12 protein-coding genes are annotated in these 16084 nt (G+C 53.0%); 3 read left to right on the forward strand and 9 right to left on the reverse strand.

Annotated features, from left to right (window positions below):
* Window positions 1-80: 80 nt before the first annotated feature.
* Both BUB13_RS14430 and BUB13_RS14435 read left to right on the forward strand, forming a co-directional pair.
* Window positions 81-410: a type II toxin-antitoxin system RelE/ParE family toxin gene (locus BUB13_RS14430; RefSeq protein ID WP_072909479.1), complete on the forward strand. Its 330-nt coding sequence runs from the start codon at window positions 81-83 to the stop codon at window positions 408-410.
* Window positions 403-1509 (forward strand): helix-turn-helix domain-containing protein, encoded by a 1107-nt coding sequence (locus tag BUB13_RS14435; RefSeq protein WP_072909480.1) that lies wholly within the window; start codon window positions 403-405, stop codon window positions 1507-1509. The genes BUB13_RS14430 and BUB13_RS14435 overlap by 8 nt, the downstream gene beginning before the upstream one ends.
* 330 nt (window positions 1510-1839) lie before the next feature.
* Here the strand turns inward: BUB13_RS14435 and BUB13_RS14440 are convergent, their stop codons facing one another.
* From BUB13_RS14440 to tkt, 3 genes are all read right to left on the reverse strand, one after another.
* Complete coding sequence (locus BUB13_RS14440; protein WP_072909481.1) at window positions 1840-3171, reverse strand: type II toxin-antitoxin system HipA family toxin; 1332 nt, start codon at window positions 3169-3171, stop codon at window positions 1840-1842.
* Window positions 3172-3423 carry a helix-turn-helix domain-containing protein gene (locus BUB13_RS14445; protein WP_072909482.1) on the reverse strand — a complete coding sequence of 84 codons (252 nt, stop codon included), beginning with the start codon at window positions 3421-3423 and terminating at the stop codon, window positions 3172-3174.
* 344 nt (window positions 3424-3767) lie between these two features.
* Window positions 3768-5756: a transketolase gene (gene tkt, locus BUB13_RS14450; RefSeq protein WP_072909483.1), complete on the reverse strand. Its 1989-nt coding sequence runs from the start codon at window positions 5754-5756 to the stop codon at window positions 3768-3770.
* A gap of 168 nt (window positions 5757-5924) precedes the next feature.
* On the opposite strand from tkt, the gene BUB13_RS18835 reads away from it, so the two are divergent.
* Window positions 5925-6155, forward strand: coding sequence for a hypothetical protein (locus BUB13_RS18835; protein ID WP_139249396.1), 231 nt, complete (start codon window positions 5925-5927; stop codon window positions 6153-6155).
* Here BUB13_RS18835 and BUB13_RS14455 read toward each other — a convergent pair.
* The 6 genes from BUB13_RS14455 to nifJ form a co-directional block, all read right to left on the reverse strand.
* Complete coding sequence (locus BUB13_RS14455) at window positions 6115-7482, reverse strand: glutamate--cysteine ligase (protein WP_072909484.1); 1368 nt, start codon at window positions 7480-7482, stop codon at window positions 6115-6117. The genes BUB13_RS18835 and BUB13_RS14455 overlap by 41 nt on opposite strands.
* A 10-nt stretch (window positions 7483-7492) precedes the next feature.
* Window positions 7493-8797 carry a pyridoxal phosphate-dependent aminotransferase gene (locus BUB13_RS14460; protein WP_072909485.1) on the reverse strand — a complete coding sequence of 435 codons (1305 nt, stop codon included), beginning with the start codon at window positions 8795-8797 and terminating at the stop codon, window positions 7493-7495.
* Window positions 8798-9061: 264 nt separating this feature from the next.
* Window positions 9062-9967 carry an AEC family transporter gene (locus BUB13_RS14465; RefSeq protein WP_072909486.1) on the reverse strand — a complete coding sequence of 302 codons (906 nt, stop codon included), beginning with the start codon at window positions 9965-9967 and terminating at the stop codon, window positions 9062-9064.
* A 173-nt stretch (window positions 9968-10140) separates the two neighbouring features.
* On the reverse strand, window positions 10141-11385 hold the full coding sequence (locus BUB13_RS14470; RefSeq protein ID WP_139249397.1) for a hypothetical protein: 1245 nt from the start codon (window positions 11383-11385) through the stop codon (window positions 10141-10143).
* Window positions 11382-12392: an NAD-dependent epimerase/dehydratase family protein gene (locus BUB13_RS14475; RefSeq protein WP_072909488.1), complete on the reverse strand. Its 1011-nt coding sequence runs from the start codon at window positions 12390-12392 to the stop codon at window positions 11382-11384. Before BUB13_RS14475 ends, BUB13_RS14470 begins: the two co-directional genes overlap by 4 nt.
* Window positions 12393-12487: 95 nt before the next feature.
* Complete coding sequence (gene nifJ / locus BUB13_RS14480; protein WP_072909489.1) at window positions 12488-16072, reverse strand: pyruvate:ferredoxin (flavodoxin) oxidoreductase; 3585 nt, start codon at window positions 16070-16072, stop codon at window positions 12488-12490.
* Window positions 16073-16084 lie beyond the last annotated feature (12 nt).

Consider the following 16084-nt stretch of genomic DNA (forward strand, 5'->3'; position numbering starts at 1 on the left):
GTAAGATCCGCTATTGTCAATCCTTATTCAAAATCGAGCGTTTACCTATTAGGTAAATAATGATACGATGGTGCCATCAGTTGGAAATCTACTTTAAAAACAAGAAAACTCGTGAACTTTGCGAGAAAAGTTCTGTTGCTAAGCAAAAACTAGGGAAGGCCTGTGCTCGTAAGCTTAGAACTCGCATGGACGACCTTGAGGCGGCAGAGAATGTTACAGACCTTGTCGCAGGCAATCCTCACCCACTAAAAGGTGATCGAGCCGGACAGTTTGCTGTTAGCCTTGCGGGGGGAGTACGGCTTGTATTTTCTCCAAAGAACGACCCTTGCCCTCAGCATGGTGACGGCTCGATTGATTGGTCGAAGGTAACCATTATTTGCATTGAATACACCGGAGACTATCATGACTAAACTAAGTTCACCGTTTACCCCTGACTGGGTTTCCCCCCCAGGTGACACAATTCTTGACATTATCGAGGAACGTGGCTGGGCACAAAAAGAATTAGCAACTCGTCTTGGATACAGCACCAAGCATGTCAATCAACTTATCAAAGGAAAAGTACCGCTTACGGAAGATGCCGCTATTAGACTAGAGCGTGTCCTAGGAAGTTCAGTTGGCTTCTGGCTTGCGCGTGAAGCCAAATATCGTGAACGTTGCGCTCGGCTTGAAGCTGCCGAAAGAGATGCCAAGTGGGCAGCATGGCTGGATGAATTACCTGTAAAGGAGTTGATGGCTGCCGGCGTAATAACTAAAAAGCGCATTGTTAAAAAATCAAAACCTGAACTGGTTGAACAGTGTTTGCGTTTCTTTGGTGTTGCTTCACCCGATGAATGGCGTAGCCATTACGGAGAAATGCAGTGCTCTTTCCGCCGTAGCCGTGCAGATCAAAGCGATATTGGGTCTATTTCTTCATGGTTGCGCATGGGGGAACAGCATGCAGAGAAATTAGACGGCCCCAAGTACGATCGCCCTCAATTTACTGCAGCGTTAGAAGAGATAAGAAAGCTGACCATCTTCCCACCGGAAAAGTTTGAACCCCTACTTCGTGATCATTTTAGACAAGCAGGTGTAGCCTTCGTTCTGGCCCCGGCAATCCCTAGGGCACATGTAAGCGGAGTTGCACGCTGGCTAAGTCCGCACAGGCCACTTATTCAACTCTCCCTGTATGGCAAAACTAACGATAAGTTTTGGTTCTCACTATTCCACGAAGCAGCCCATATTTTACTTCATGCTAATGATAAGAAGTCCGTATACCTAGATGATCCAAACAAAGCTCAAATCGACAGCCCAGAAGAACATGAAGCCAATGAGTGGGCAGCAAACTTCTTAATTCCTCCAGAAAACAATACACACCTCCTTGGCCTCAGGAGCAAGGCGGCAGTGTGCTGTCTGGCAGAAAAAATTGGCATCCACCCTGGAATTATCGTGGGCCGTTTACAGCATGACGAACTTATCCAACCATCATGGATGAATGACTTAAAGGTGAGTTTTCGTTTCGAGGAGAAATAGAGGATCTCTGCTTAGTGTAATTTCTGTGTAATCATGCCGAGAAAATTACACAAAGCCCGAGACATCGGCAGAACAAAGCTCGCACAAGGAAAAGATATTTATCAATAAGAACAAGTCCTTGAGAACAAACAGGCACTAGATAGAAACTCTTTAACAAATCCTGAAAATCCTCGTGTCGGCAGTTCGATTCTGTCTCTGGGCACCAGTAAAATTAAGGGGTTATGCCATACGGTGTAACCCCTTTTTGCTTCTATGTAACCTTTCGTGTAACCCTTAAAACTCACTTCCTCAATCCCAACTTGGCTGCTATAGCTTTTATCTCCTATAGCCTTATCCCTCTTTCAAAGGGTCTGTTCGGATCAATTTATCACGTGCCGTTTTCATGCCGTCAAAAATTGGACCAGCAACGGCATCAGGGAATGAACCGGGGAGTTGTGAGCTGACTTCAGCGACGACTTGATCCAGGCGGCCAAGGGTTTCGGTGATGATCTTCTCCATTTCGCCTGTCGGGAAGCGGCATGCTTTTGCCGTGGAGAGCCAGTGGCGATAGAGCATCATGTGCCATTCGTCATGCCGGTTCTTGCCCATCAGCGCCATCGCCATTCTCAATCGGCGTTGCTCGAGCTGTTTTTTTGCGACCAGGGGGAAGGCGGAAATCACATCGTAGAGTGGGGTCAGTTTGAAGTCTCCGCCCGGAAGGAGATAAATACTAAAGTTTTTAGCGTGACCGTCAATGGCGCACAGCAGCCAGAAGACCAGATTAGCAGTCATGAACAGGCGCCGATCGCTCAAACTGTCTGTGGAACCGAGCAGTAATTCCATGATCGGTGAAAAGCCGGGGCCGCCATCGCTTTCATATTTGAGAACTGGCGGAACGTTCAGCGCTTGACACATGTCTTCCTGCGGCAGACGGATCAACCATGATCTGTCTTTAGCCCAGCGCCGATCGAAGCGCTCGACAACCAAAGCTTTTGTCTCTTCAAATGTGTGCATTTCTGCTTTGGCAACGGGAAGGCCGAAAGCCTTGAGGATGGCATGGCAAAGCCATTCGTTTTCTACGCTGTCGGAGAGATCCATGCCGCTATGTTCGATATGGCCGATCGGGAGTTTGAAAATATGACTGGTCGGCGTGCTGCTCAGCGGCAGATGCCACTGGTTGTCAATTTTGAGCAGGGCGGTTTTCTCTTGAGCCCCGGCGACCGAAATTCGGAAGTTCTTATCTTCGTGCATTCCCAGGGGCATTGTTCGATAATTTTTCAGAATTGCTGCGATATCCGCGTCCTTTAATGGTTCTGCCTCTATTTGCTGGACATCGACCTGTTGGTCTTCAGGCATAAGCTGCAGTGCTCCGACGCAGTCCCGACCGACATGCCACAAAAGGTCAAAACCGTTATTTGAGGCGGTTCCGAAGCGTCGCTGAATTCGGTTTCTGATCGGTTGGCTATCCGGCAGCAGATTGTCGAAATAGTTTTCGACTCTATCATCTGCGTAGACCTGTTCGGCCAAAGGCATCGAGAGCGACAGCGGACGCCCTGAGCTGCTTTCGAGCCATGACTTGTCATAGCTGAACTCCAGCCTGCCGTTAGCCGTGCGAGTCAGGGTGCCAACCTTTTCCCCGTTCATGTAGGCGAATAGTTCTGTTCTTAGGCGTTTGCGGCCCATTTACCAGTTATCTCCTTCGATATTGTCCTCAACCCTGTTCCGAGGTTGTATTGCCATTTCCAGCTCCAGAGCAGCCAGCAGTCGAAACAGGGTGTCGAGTTGTGTTCCGCCACTGCCCTGTTCGACCTTCGATACAGTGGACTGGTCTATGCCAACCAATTTCCCTGCTGCCGTTTGGTTTAAGCCTTTTTGCTTACGTACTTCCCTTAGGGCTGCCCCTAGGCTCTCAGGAGAGATGATTTTGCGAAACATTGGGCCTCCGATTACTGCCAGAGATATAGCCATCAAGCCATAAAAACACAATATGACCTAAGGGCAATATTTTTATTTTATAGCTTAGTGACTATAGAGTATATTGTCAATTGGTGGTATGCTAAGTTTTTAGTTGGCATTTGATTCTCTTGATGCTAAGCCCGCCTATTGACACGTTGATATTACTCAAAACTTTATTTGTAAAACGTATGATGCTTCAACTAGTAGATATTGAAAATAGGGGCGGTACTAGAAATACTGAACCTGTCCACCAACAAAAAGCATGGACAAACAAAAAAGGGTGGCCCAACGGACCACCCTTTCGATATTTATAGAAACCTCAGTTAGCTGAGAATTTCTTTTGCCTTGGCGACAAAGTTTTCAGCTGTAAAACCGAAGTGCTGCATCAATTCTCCGGCGGGGGCGCTGGCACCGAAGGTTTCCATGCCGATGATCGGGTTGCAGCGGCCGACATATTTTTCCCAGCCGAATGTTGCACCTGCTTCCATTGCGACACGTTTGGTGCAGGCAGATGGCAGAACCTCTTCCTGATAGGCAGCGTCCTGCGCGTCAAACAGCTCCCAGCACGGCAGGGAAACGACGCGAGTGCCGACACCTTCTGCCTGTAAGGTTTCTCGGGCAGCGACCGCGTGCTGCACTTCAGAACCGCTGGCAATAAGGATGACCTGCAACTCGCCTTCCTCTTTAGCCAGCACGTAACCGCCCTTTTGCAGCCCCTCAACTGAGCCGAACTGGGTACGATCAACAGTCGGCAGGCCTTGACGGGTGAGAACCAAGCTGGTCGGCCCTTTGCGGTTGGCAACTGCGGCCTTCCACGCTTCAACGGTTTCATTGGCATCAGCCGGACGGATTACGGTCATGTTCGGCATCGCACGCAGAGACGCCAGATGCTCGACCGGCTGGTGAGTCGGGCCATCTTCTCCGAGGCCGATGGAGTCGTGGGTCAGCACATAGATCGGAGCCAGCCCCATCAGCGCAGCCATCCGCATCGCCGGGCGCATGTAATCGGCAAAGACGAAGAATGTGCCGGCAAACGGGATCAGACCCGGAGTATGGGAGAGGCCGTTCATAATCGAGCCCATGGCGTGCTCGCGGATGCCGTAGTGGATATTGCGACCACTTCGGCCCGGCAGCCAAGACGCTTCACCCTTGATTTCGGTATTGTTCGAAGGCGCTAGGTCGGCAGAACCGCCGATCAGGAAAGGCATCTGCGGAGCCAGCCCCTGGATTGCCGCTCCACTGGCCTGACGGGTTGCTTTATTGTCACCCGCTTCGAAAACCGGCAGTTTGGCATCCCAACCCTGTGGCAGACCGCCGTCCGAAACGGCCAACCAGTTAACAACGGCTGTCTCAGCTTTTTTGCCATCCAGCTTCTGCTGCCATTCTTTTTCCAGCTCGGTGCCTTTAGCGACACAGCCACCCATGTGCTCAGCAACTTCAGCAGGGATCACGAACGTCTCTTTTGGATCGCGGCCAAAGAACTGCTTGGTCAGTGCCAGCTCGTCGCCACCCAACGGAGCTCCGTGGGCATCGTGAGTGTCCTGCTTGTTCGGCGCACCAAAACCGATATGAGTGCGAGCGATGATCAGAGAAGGACGTGGATCATTCTTGGCACGCTCCATTGCAGCGTCAATCTCTTCCAGGTTCTCACCTTCAACACGCTCAACGTGCCAGCCGCAGGCGATGTAGCGCGCGCCGACATCTTCAGTGAAAGCGAGTTGGGTATCGCCCTCGATGGTAATCTTGTTATCGAGGTAGAGATAGTTGAGGTTACCCAGCTTGAGATGACCGGCCAGAGAAGCAGCTTCAGCGGATACGCCTTCCATCAGGTCGCCGTCGGAACAGATAACCCAGGTTCGGTAGTCGAACAGTTCGGCATCGACATTCTGCGCCAGGTACTGACCGCCCATCGCCATACCGACAGCAACGGCAACACCTTGGCCAAGCGGACCGGTGGTGGTTTCAACGCCGGGGACATGACCAAACTCGGGGTGACCGGCTGTTTTGCGGCCGAACTGGCGGAAGTTCTTGATTTCGTCGAGCGGCAGGTCATACCCGGTCAAATGCAGCATACTGTAAATCAGAGTCGAAGCGTGACCACATGAAAGGATAAAACGATCCCGTCCAGCCCAGTCAGGATTGGCCGGATTATGCCGCAGATGCTTCATGTAGAGCAGGTAGGCAATCGGCGCGGCTTCCATCGGCGTGCCGGGGTGACCCGACTTGGCTGCCTCAACCGCATCGGCGGCGAGCAAGCGGATGGTGTTGATCGATTCTTTAACGACGGGATCGGTAAACTGTTTCGGCTGCATTCGAAATGACTCCTTGGTCGGCTAAGCTGCAGATTTACGGCTAATTTTTGAACGGCATATTGAAACAGGAACCGGGCCAAAAGACAAGGAAAACTACAGGAAAAAAAGAGGCCGATAACCAGGGGAGGCATTCCCGGCTATCGGCCTGTAAGCAAGAAAGGAGGTATGATGAAACCTTCTTTTTTTGGAGGTCAACAGCCTGACTGCCACACCAAGCTGTTGATGGTTTGTAATTTAGCAGCAGTCGCAAAGAATAAACACGTGGAAACACGTAAACATTTGTCAGCAAAAACACAAAAGCGACTGCACAAATGCACAGTCGCCATAGTTGCCGAGTCGGAAAAAGCAATCAATGTGTTCAACGATGAGAGAAATCGCAGCGATCAAACAAGACTTTGAGCTTCTCTTCCCGGCTTCCCCGCCAGCGTGCCAGCAGTTGTTCCGCCAGAGTTTCGCCACTTTCGACAAGCTCTTTTAACGGGTACAGGAAACTGCTTTCATCGGCCCCGGTGCAACCAGCTTCAAACTGCCGGCGCAAACTTGTGCTCGCTAACGGCAACAACTCTGCAGCGATCTCCTGCAGGCTCCCCTGGGATGAGGTCGCCTTCAGCCCGAGCTTCCAAGAATCACGGTAAAGTTGCAAAAAGTCTTCCTCAGAAAGACAGTTGAATAGTGATTCAATTCTCGTCAGGGCATCATCACAATAAAGCAAACCCTTATAAAAAGCCGCAACAGAGGCCGTATATGCTGGCGGCAAGCTATCAGCGCTACGAATTTCTATCTGTGGTCGCAGGCGAACCTCTGGAAACAGTGTCGACAGGTGCAGATCCCAATCCGCCAATGTTGCCTTACATTCCTGCCAGCCAGTCTCCAGATAATGGCCGAAAGTTAACCGCTGGTTCGTCAAATTGATATAGCGGTTATCCCGTTGGATAAAGTACATGGGAACATTGAGCGCATATTCAATATAACTGTCAAAGCCTGCATCAGGCGCAAACAGTTGCAGGATCAGCCCACAACGGTCGGCATCGGTATGCGACCAGATATGACCACGGGTCGAGAGAAAGCCGGTCGGATTGTCTTCCATGACGGGCGAGTTGGCAAACAAAGCATAGCAGACTGGAGCCAACCATTGCACCGCCCGCAGCTTGCGCAGGCAATCGGCTTCGTCAGAATAGTCGAGGTTGACCTGGGTTCCGGCGGTCTGCTTCATCATCCGCTGCCCCATTGAACCAGCCTTCAACATATAAGGACCCATCACATCATAGCGGGCCTTCGGTAACCAGTCTATTTTCTCAAGAGGCGTAAAGGGTTGCACCCCCAAGCCAAGAAACATCAGGTCGAGTTCGCGACCGGTCTCCATCACCAGTTGACGATAACGGCTCAGGTCACGCCAGCTGCAGTGGATGTCGCAACAGAAACGGCCAGAAAGCTCCAGCTGACCTCCCGGTTCCAACGTAATGGATGAACGCTTCCCCTGCAAACCGAGCAGATGTTCGCCTTCGTAGCTACCCTCCCAGCCACCAACGCCCTCTAGTCGCGCCAGCAGATCACGAATCCGTTCATAACTCGCTACTTCGCCAGTTTGACGATCAACGACCAACTTTTCGCTTTCGAGCCCGACCCCCCAATCTTTTCGTGGTCGAGCACCCCGCAGTAGAAACTCTTTCAACTGCTGCGGGGCGTCAATTAACTGTGCGTGTTTATCGCTGGCAAAGGGCAGCATCGGCAGCCTTTCAGGAACGCAGGTAGCTGGTCACCGCGTTGGCAATGGTAATGAAAATCTGCGTAAATTCTTTTTCGTCCAGTTCCAGCAAGGTTATGCGGAAACCACGCTCATCGGTACAGAAAGAGGAGATTGGCACAACGCAAATTCCGGTGGACGCAAGCAGATAGTAAACAAACCGTTTGTCTGCCTCGCAGCCTTCTTTATTGACCAACTCCTCAACCAGCTGCTTGACTTCGGCATTTTCGATATCCAAAGTCTGTTGACTATTAAGAAGGCCTTTTTCGAACACCACACTCATGTAGAAAGCGCCGTTCGTGCGATTCACCTTCAGGCCCGGCACCTCTTTCAGTAAATTATAAGCGATGTTCGAATAGTTTTCGTATCGGCTCTTCCGCTGCTCGAGATATTTTGGATATTCCTCGTGGCTGAGAATCGCCGGGATCGCTTTCTGCGGCAAAGTGGTCGAACAGACTTCGACCATTTTTGAGTTCAAAATACTCTCAACATACTTGGCGAACATCGGATCTTTATCGGCGTTGTAGACCTCAATCCAGCCACAGCGGGCGCCAGGCCAAGGGACCTCTTTGCTAATCCCCTTCATGGCGATCGCCGGCAGGTCGCCGATCAGGTCGGAGATGGGTCGGGTTGCCGTCCCGTTGTAGCAAAGGTTGTGATAAATCTCGTCACAGATCAGAAACAGATCGTACTCTTTGCAGAGGGCGATGATCTCTTTGAGGATACGCTCCGGGTAAACGGCTCCGGTCGGGTTGTCCGGGTTAATCACCAGGATCGCAGAGATTGCTGGATTGTACTTAATTGACAAGCGCATATCATCGATATCCGGATACCAGTTGTTCTCCGGGTCGAGTCGATAGGTGACCGGCTTCTGACCTGCGTGGGCACCTTCTGCAGAGGAGTGGGTTGAATAGGTCGGTGAAGGACCGAGCACCCGAGCTTCACGCTTGAGCAGGCCATAGACTTTCTGGATGGCATCACCCAAACCGTTGAAGAAAATGATGTCTTCTGCCGTTATCTGGGTCTTGCCCCGCTTATTTGTCAGTTCGGCGAGGAACTCACGAGTCTCCAGCACACCTTTAGTCGCACAATAACCATAGGAGCAATCTTTCATCGCCAGGTCAGCGACAATCCCCTTAATCCAGTCCGGAATCTTTTCCCCTTTCGCAACGGGGTCACCGATATTTTCCATGTTGGTTTTGATGCCAAGCTTCTTCAATTTCTCGGCGATATCGACAATAGCGCGAATTTCATAAGTCAGCTCGCCGGCACCGATGTGAACAATATTGTTGCGCATCTTCTTCTCTCCATTGCAGGGCAAATAAAAAGGCCATGGACTGCTCTGTCCATGGCCTCGGTGTTTTTTACAAACGCGTGCAGCTTCACCCGCTAGGGGTGATGGACAGTTGTCAGGCTTGAACTCGCCGCCTGAATCGCTCGTGCTGCCGCTGCTGCAGTGTGGATCATTAGGTTTACTCCTAAGGTAAAGTTAGCTGCTTGGATTATCACAGAGTGAAATCCAAGTCAATCACTTTCCCTGCGCTGAACGGGATTTATTATCTTACAAGGCAACCATCAGCAACGTTAAGGTCACCAGGCTGGTGAGGGTCGAGACAACAACAACCGAAGTTACAAACTGCGGGACGATGTTGTTCTCTTTGGCAATAATTGCCACCAGGATCGCTGTCGGCATAGCCGCCTGCAGGATACCCGCGGCCGATTCAAGTGGGTTCAAAACAAACAAAGAAGAGACAACAAATGCAATGGCCGGCACTAAAAGCAAACGTATTCCTGAAGCTAGCCAGACATCGCTTCCCAACGAAACCCGCCGCTGCTCAAGCAACTGCAGGCCTAGGGCAAACAGCATCACCGGAATCATGGCATCAGCGAGGAGGCCGATCATGCGCGACATCATCAAGGGCACCTCTACCCCACCCAAAGAGACCAGCAACGCCGGTGGCAATGCCCAAAGGGCTGGAGTTTTCAGTACCCCCCAGATTGCTCCTTTGCTGCCATCATGGGCCCAGCCAGCAGCTCCGACACAAACAATAAATGCGCTTATGGAGATAGCGACAAAATAGATGCTTGCAGGAGCCAATGCCGCATCACCAAGGTGAAATCGAACAATAGCGAGGCCATAGTTTCCAACATTACCGAAGGCAGCAATCATGACAAAAGCGGCAATCATCTCTTTCGAACGCCCGAGCGCCCGGCCGATACCTCCGGCAATAAACACGGCCAGCAGGTGGGACACAACGATAAAGACAACCATCTGCAAAGCCGCATTGAGCTCGATCTGCGACTGACTGATGGCCTGAAAGATAAATGCCGGGACAAAAACGTAATAGGCACTGCGAGTCAGTGTTGCCGCCTGCAGCTGCAACTTGCCACCAAGCAGAAAGCCGAGAGCGACAATGCCGAAAACCGGCATGATCACGTTGAAAAATATGGAAAAAAGCTCCAGCATATACACCTTCTCAAGAAAAGAGAGGAGATCAAATTACCGCTATCTGTCTGTTTTCAGCAAACAAAAAACGCCCCGGCACCTGCGTACCAGAGTGCTGAGAAAGTGGGCTTAAGATTTGGGTTGGCCAACAGCCTGCGAAGCAGTCGCCACTATACGATAAGCGAGATGCGAGCTCACTGCCGCCACTGATGGAGAGTAGTAGCGATGATGTCGAGACAGTCCGGTGCCCGCACGACTTCTTGATACCCCGGAACGGCTCCCACCCACTTGCCCAGCCGAACGTTACGTTCCTGTGTCAGATAGAGGGTGGGCAACCCCATAAGCGCCGGCCCGTCCATACCAGCACTAGTAACGCCAATCTGCCCCACTAGGCCGTGATGTTTTTTCAATTCTTCAAACAGCTGCAGTTGAGCGCGGCGCATATCCGGCCCCTGAAAGAGCGGTTCTTTCCAGCACAGAGTCAGGTCGACTCCGTTTGTCGGAACAAGCTCCGTGGGAACAGCATCGCCGAAAAAGATGGGAGAGAAGCCGGCATTCGCTACCAGTTCAGAAAGCTGCTGCAACTCAGCGAAACAGGTATTGCGCTCGATATCGTGATCACCCGTTCGGACCCAAAGCAGTACCTTCTGCGCTGGCTTTCCTTCCACGATGTCATCGACCCACGAATGCAAAGAAGCCGATGCCGATTCGCCTCCCAGAAACGCTGTGCGAAGAATTTTCTGTGCTCCTAAAGCATCAACGCGAAAAGCCTCAGCGATGATATGAGTGAGATGCTTTGGACTGGCCGGACGTGGCCGGTATGGGCGCAATGATCCTTCCAACCCGGCATCAAGAAGAAATCGCTTGGCCTGCAATTCCTGGACAGCACCCGGTTTAATTTGAATGGGGACGCCTGCAAGCAGCGCAGCAGCGGCCAGGTACCAGCCTTCGCCAAAGGAAAAACCGGGGTCAGCATGGAAAGTGTAAGCGCGGTTGCGCTCTGTGACGATTTTTCTGGCGGCCTTTGCGGCACCTTCAGCCCTGCCGGCAATCTCACTCGCTTCGGCCGTAGCAAGAAGCCGGGCCAAACGTGCGGCCTCCACTGACGCATCCTCCGCAGTACAAACGATCTCCTCAACGCGCTGCCAGCCGTCTTCACAATCTGACAATGTGGGCGCCCGCTGAGATCCGCGCGAGAGCTGTCCGCCACCATAGCGCGCATCCTCTGCCCGAGCTGCATGCGCCCTTAGCAACACCCGCTGGAGCAATGTCCCTTCTTGGTTTTCCTCCGTGTCGTTCATTGCCCTTGTGGCTACTAGAACAACCTGCTCCAGCCGACATCTATAATCATCACGCACTCCGGGCAAATGCAGCTTCCCCTGTAATCCCGAGGCCTCTGCCAAAAGAGTGGCGGCCTTTTCTGCGAGCCCCCTTGTCACAGTAACTTCTTCGACCAGGTCTTCGGCGCGCGCGGCCCGTCTATTTCCAACTCAACATTGTGCAAAAATGGGCGAGGTCCGCGAGATTTTATCCAGTCGATCATAGCAGCCAAGCCCTCCTCGAGCTTCACTTTCGGCTGATATTCAAGCAGTCGCCGGGCTTTGTCGGCGCAGCAGTTGGCAAAGAAAACTTCCTGGGGGCGACTCTCAATACGATTCGGCTTGAGATCGAAATCGAGCAGTCGGGCGATGGTACTCGCAAGCTCGTTGATGGTCACAAACTCATCATCGGGACCGATATTGATGACCTGCTGGACACAGCAATCATCTGTGGCCATGCGCAGCAGCGGATCGACCACATCGGAGACAAAACTAAAACAGCGCTTCTGATTGCCATCCCCGTAGATATAGGGTTGCCGTCCTTGCAACATCAGGTTGATGAAAATGGCGGCCACGTTTCGATACGGGTCGTCGTAGCGCTGGCGCGGCCCGATGATATTGTGCGGGACAGCCACCACCCACTCCATCCTGTGGGTTTTGGCAATATTGGCAAGCAACCGCTCCGCACACCATTTGCCAATGCCGTAGGGATCCTGAGGAGCCGGCACCATATCCTCAGTAAAGGGAACCTCATTGGTGCCATATCTGGCCATGGATGAGCAGAGAATGAAGCGCCCTACTCCTCCGGCCGCTGCAGCGGAGACAACTCCCGTAGTCGCCGTGACAACGTTGCGGGTGACCAGGTGCGGGCTGAATACAGAGAGTCCCTCATAAGCTGTGGCAGCGCAGTGGTAGACAACATCAACCTCTTTCAGCAAAGCGGCCAGCGGCGCAAAATCGTTGCAGTCGATTTGATGGAACGCAGCACCACTCGGTACATTGTCAAGATAGCCACCAGTTAAGTTGTCACACCCTGAAACCCGGCAGCCTTCAGCCAGACATCTGTCGGCAACATGACTGCCCAAAAAACCTGCTATCCCAGTAATGAAAACATGTTTTCCGTTCATTTGAGGCACACCATAACAGATATTTCATCCCGACAAAAAGCCCCCGGCACTTATGCACCGGGGGCTCATTTTGTTCAGCAGTTTAAAAGCTCTGCTTATTTGACACCACAGTCAGCCTGCATTTCTGCCAGCTTCTTGTACAGGTCGTAGCGGGTTGCGGTATCCTTTGCGGATGCAGCAATCAGCTCTTCAGCCTGCTCGGGGTTGGCCTTCTTCAGAGCGCGGAAGCGGTTCTGATTACCAGCGAACTCCTCGAAGCTGATGGTCGGCTCTTTGCTGTCCATCTGCAGCGGGTTCTTGCCTTCCGCAGCGAGACGGGGGTCGTAGCGGAACAGCGGCCAGTGGCCACAGGCGACCGCTTCTTTACAGCTGTCGATACCCTTGGTCATGTTGATACCGTGAGCGATACAGTGGCTGTAAGCAATAATCAGCGACGGACCATCGTAGGCATCCGCTTCGATCATCGCCTTAACGACCTGTGCCGGATTGCTCAGAGCGACGCGAGCAACGTAAATGTTGCCGTAAGTCATGGCGATCATCGACAGGTCTTTCTTCGGCATATCTTTACCACCAGCTGCGAACTGGGCAACCGCGCCGATCGGTGTCGACTTGGAGGCCTGGCCACCAGTGTTGGAGTAAACCTCGGTGTCGAGGACCAGTGCGTTGACGTTCGCGCCGGAAGCGAGAACATGGTCAAGGCCACCGTAACCGATGTCGTACGCCCAACCGTCACCACCGTGGATCCAGACCGATTTCTTGACCAGGTAGTCAGCATCACCGGACAGCGGCTTGGCGGTTTCGTGAGTACATGCTGCGAGAATCGTCTTCAGCTTGGCGACACGACCGCGCTGAGCTTCGATCTCTGCTTGAGTATCCTGCGCCGATGCGAGGATTTCCTTCTTCATGTCGGCAGTGCCCTCACAAGCCTTGCAGCCGCAATCGACGTTGCTCTCAAGCAGTTCACGGGCATAAGCCGTGGTCTTGTCGATCGAGAGACGGAAGCCGAAACCGAACTCGGCGTTGTCCTCGAACAGGGAGTTGCTCCACGCCGGACCGAGGCCGTCTTTACGGGTCGACCAGGGAGTGGTCGGCAGGTTGCCACCGTAAATGGAGGAACAACCGGTCGCGTTAGCGACGACCATGCGGTCACCGAACAGCTGCGAGCAGAGCTTGACGAACGGGGTCTCGCCACAACCGGCACAGGCACCGGAGAACTCGAACATCGGCGGCAGCAGCTGGCTTCCCTTAACGGTCGCACGGTTAAACAGGCTCTCGTCAGGATCAGGGATACCGAGGAAGAACTCGAAGTTGGCTGCTTCGGTCTCACGTAGAGGCGGCTGCTCAACCATGTTGATTGCCTTGACGCCCTCTTCTGTCTTGCTCTTGGCAGGACAGTTGTAAACACAGGCACCACAACCGGTACAGTCCTCAACCGCGACCTGCAGGGTGAACTTCTTGCCAGCCAGATCCTTGCCTTTGGCATCGCAAGATTTGAAGGTTGCCGGTGCGCCAGCCAAATCAGCATCATCGTAAATTTTCATGCGGATGGCAGCGTGCGGGCAGACGAAAGAACAGATACCGCACTGGACGCAGAGTTCTTCCTTCCAGGCCGGGGCAGTCACAGCGATGTTACGCTTCTCGACACAGGCCGTTGCGGTCGGGAAGGTACCATCGGCAGGCATGGCCGACAGCGGCAGCTTGTGACCCAGACCATCGATAATCGGACCAAGCGTCTTTTGGACAGTTTCAGAGCAACCAGCCCACTGGCCACTGGTCATCTCGATTGCACTGTCGGCAGTTGCCGGAACGCTAACTTCGTTAATGTTCTCAAGCGCGACGTCAACCGCCTGCTTGTTCATGCTGACAACCTTCTCACCGGCTTTGCCGTAGGATTTAACGATTGCACCTTTGATTTCAGCAATCGCCTGATCCAGATCGATGATCTCGGAGATCTTGAAGAAAGCAGTCTGCATAATGACGTTGATGCGGGGACCGAGGCCGATTTTCTCGCCCAAGTGAACACCGTCGATGACGTAGAACTTCATCTTCTTGTCGATGATCTGCTGCTGCACCATCTTCGGCAGGTGAGCCCAGACATCGTCTTTGCCGTACGGCGAGTTGAGCAGGAAGGTCGCGCCTTCTTTGGCGTTGCGCAACATGTCGTACTTCTCGAGGAAGGAGAAGTTGTGACAGGCGACAAAATCAGCCTCTTCTTTACTGAGCAGGTAGGTCGACTTGATCACCTGCTTACCAAAGCGCAGGTGCGAGGTGGTCATGCTACCTGCCTTCTTGGAGTCGTAGACAAAGTAGGCCTGAACTTCGTTGTCGGTGGTATCACCGATGATCTTGATCGAGTTCTTGTTTGCACCGACGGTACCGTCGGAACCGAGACCATAGAACATGGCAGCGTAGCCATCGAACGGAACCTTGTAGTCCTCGTCAAACGGCAGGCTGGAACCCATGACATCATCTTCGAAACCAACGATGAAGTGATTCTTCGGCTTATCCTGCAGCATGTTGTCGAGGACGGCTTTACACATACCGGCGTTGAACTCGAAAGAACCGAGACCATAACGGCCGCCGACGATGCTCGGGTAACCATCGAAGGAGCAAAGGTCTTCAGTCATGCCTTCGCCAATTGCGGTACGAACTGCCTGGTACATCGGCTCGCCGATGGAACCCGGCTCCTTGGTGCGGTCAAGAACGGTAATTTTCTTGACGCTCTTCGGCAGCACTTTGCAGAACTGCTCGATCGGGAACGGCAGGAACAGGCGCAGCTTGAGCAGACCAACCTTCTCGCCCTGTGCGGCCAGGTGTGCGACCAGCTCTTCCATCGCCTCGCACCCGGAACCCTGCATAACGACGACGCGCTCAGCGTCAGGGTGACCGACGTAATCGACCAGGTTGTACTGGCGACCGGTCAGCTTGGCGAACTTGTCCATCTGGGCCTGCATGATGCCCGGAACTTTTTCGTAGTAAGGATTGACGGTCTCGCGACCGATGAAGTAGACGTCCGGATTCTGAGCAGTACCGCGCAGGACCGGGTGGTCCGGCGACAGGGAACGGGCACGGTGGGCAGCAACCAGCTCATCGTCAATCATCGCCTTCATGGTCTGCATGCTCAGTTCTTCGACCTTCTGTACTTCGTGAGAAGTACGGAAACCATCGAAGTAGTGGAGCACAGGAACGCGGGACTCAAGGGTCGCAGCCTGGGCGATCAGAGCGAAGTCCATGACTTCCTGCACGTTGTTCGAGCAGAGCATGGTCCAACCGGTCTGGCGGCAGGCCATAACGTCGGAATGGTCACCGAAGATCGACAGTGCCTGAGCAGCGATGGCACGCGCCGAAACATGGAAGACGGTCGGAGTCAATTCGCCGGCGATCTTGTACATGTTCGGGATCATCAGCAGCAGACCCTGAGATGCGGTAAAGGTCGTGGTCAGAGAACCAGCCTGCAGGGCACCGTGAACGGCACCGGCGGCGCCACCTTCCGACTGCATTTCGACAACTTTTGGAACAGTTCCCCAGATGTTCTTCTGGCCAACAGCACTTTTGGCATCAGAAATCTCGCCCATAACCGAGGACGGGGTAATGGGGTAGATAGCAATAACCTCGTTGGTCGCATGTGCAACATGCGCCGCCGCGGAATTGCCGTCAGTACAAACCATTTTCCGAGACATGCAAACCTCCTT

The sequence above is a fragment of the Malonomonas rubra DSM 5091 genome (assembly GCF_900142125.1).
GTDB classification, from domain to species: Bacteria; Desulfobacterota; Desulfuromonadia; order Desulfuromonadales; family Geopsychrobacteraceae; genus Malonomonas; species Malonomonas rubra.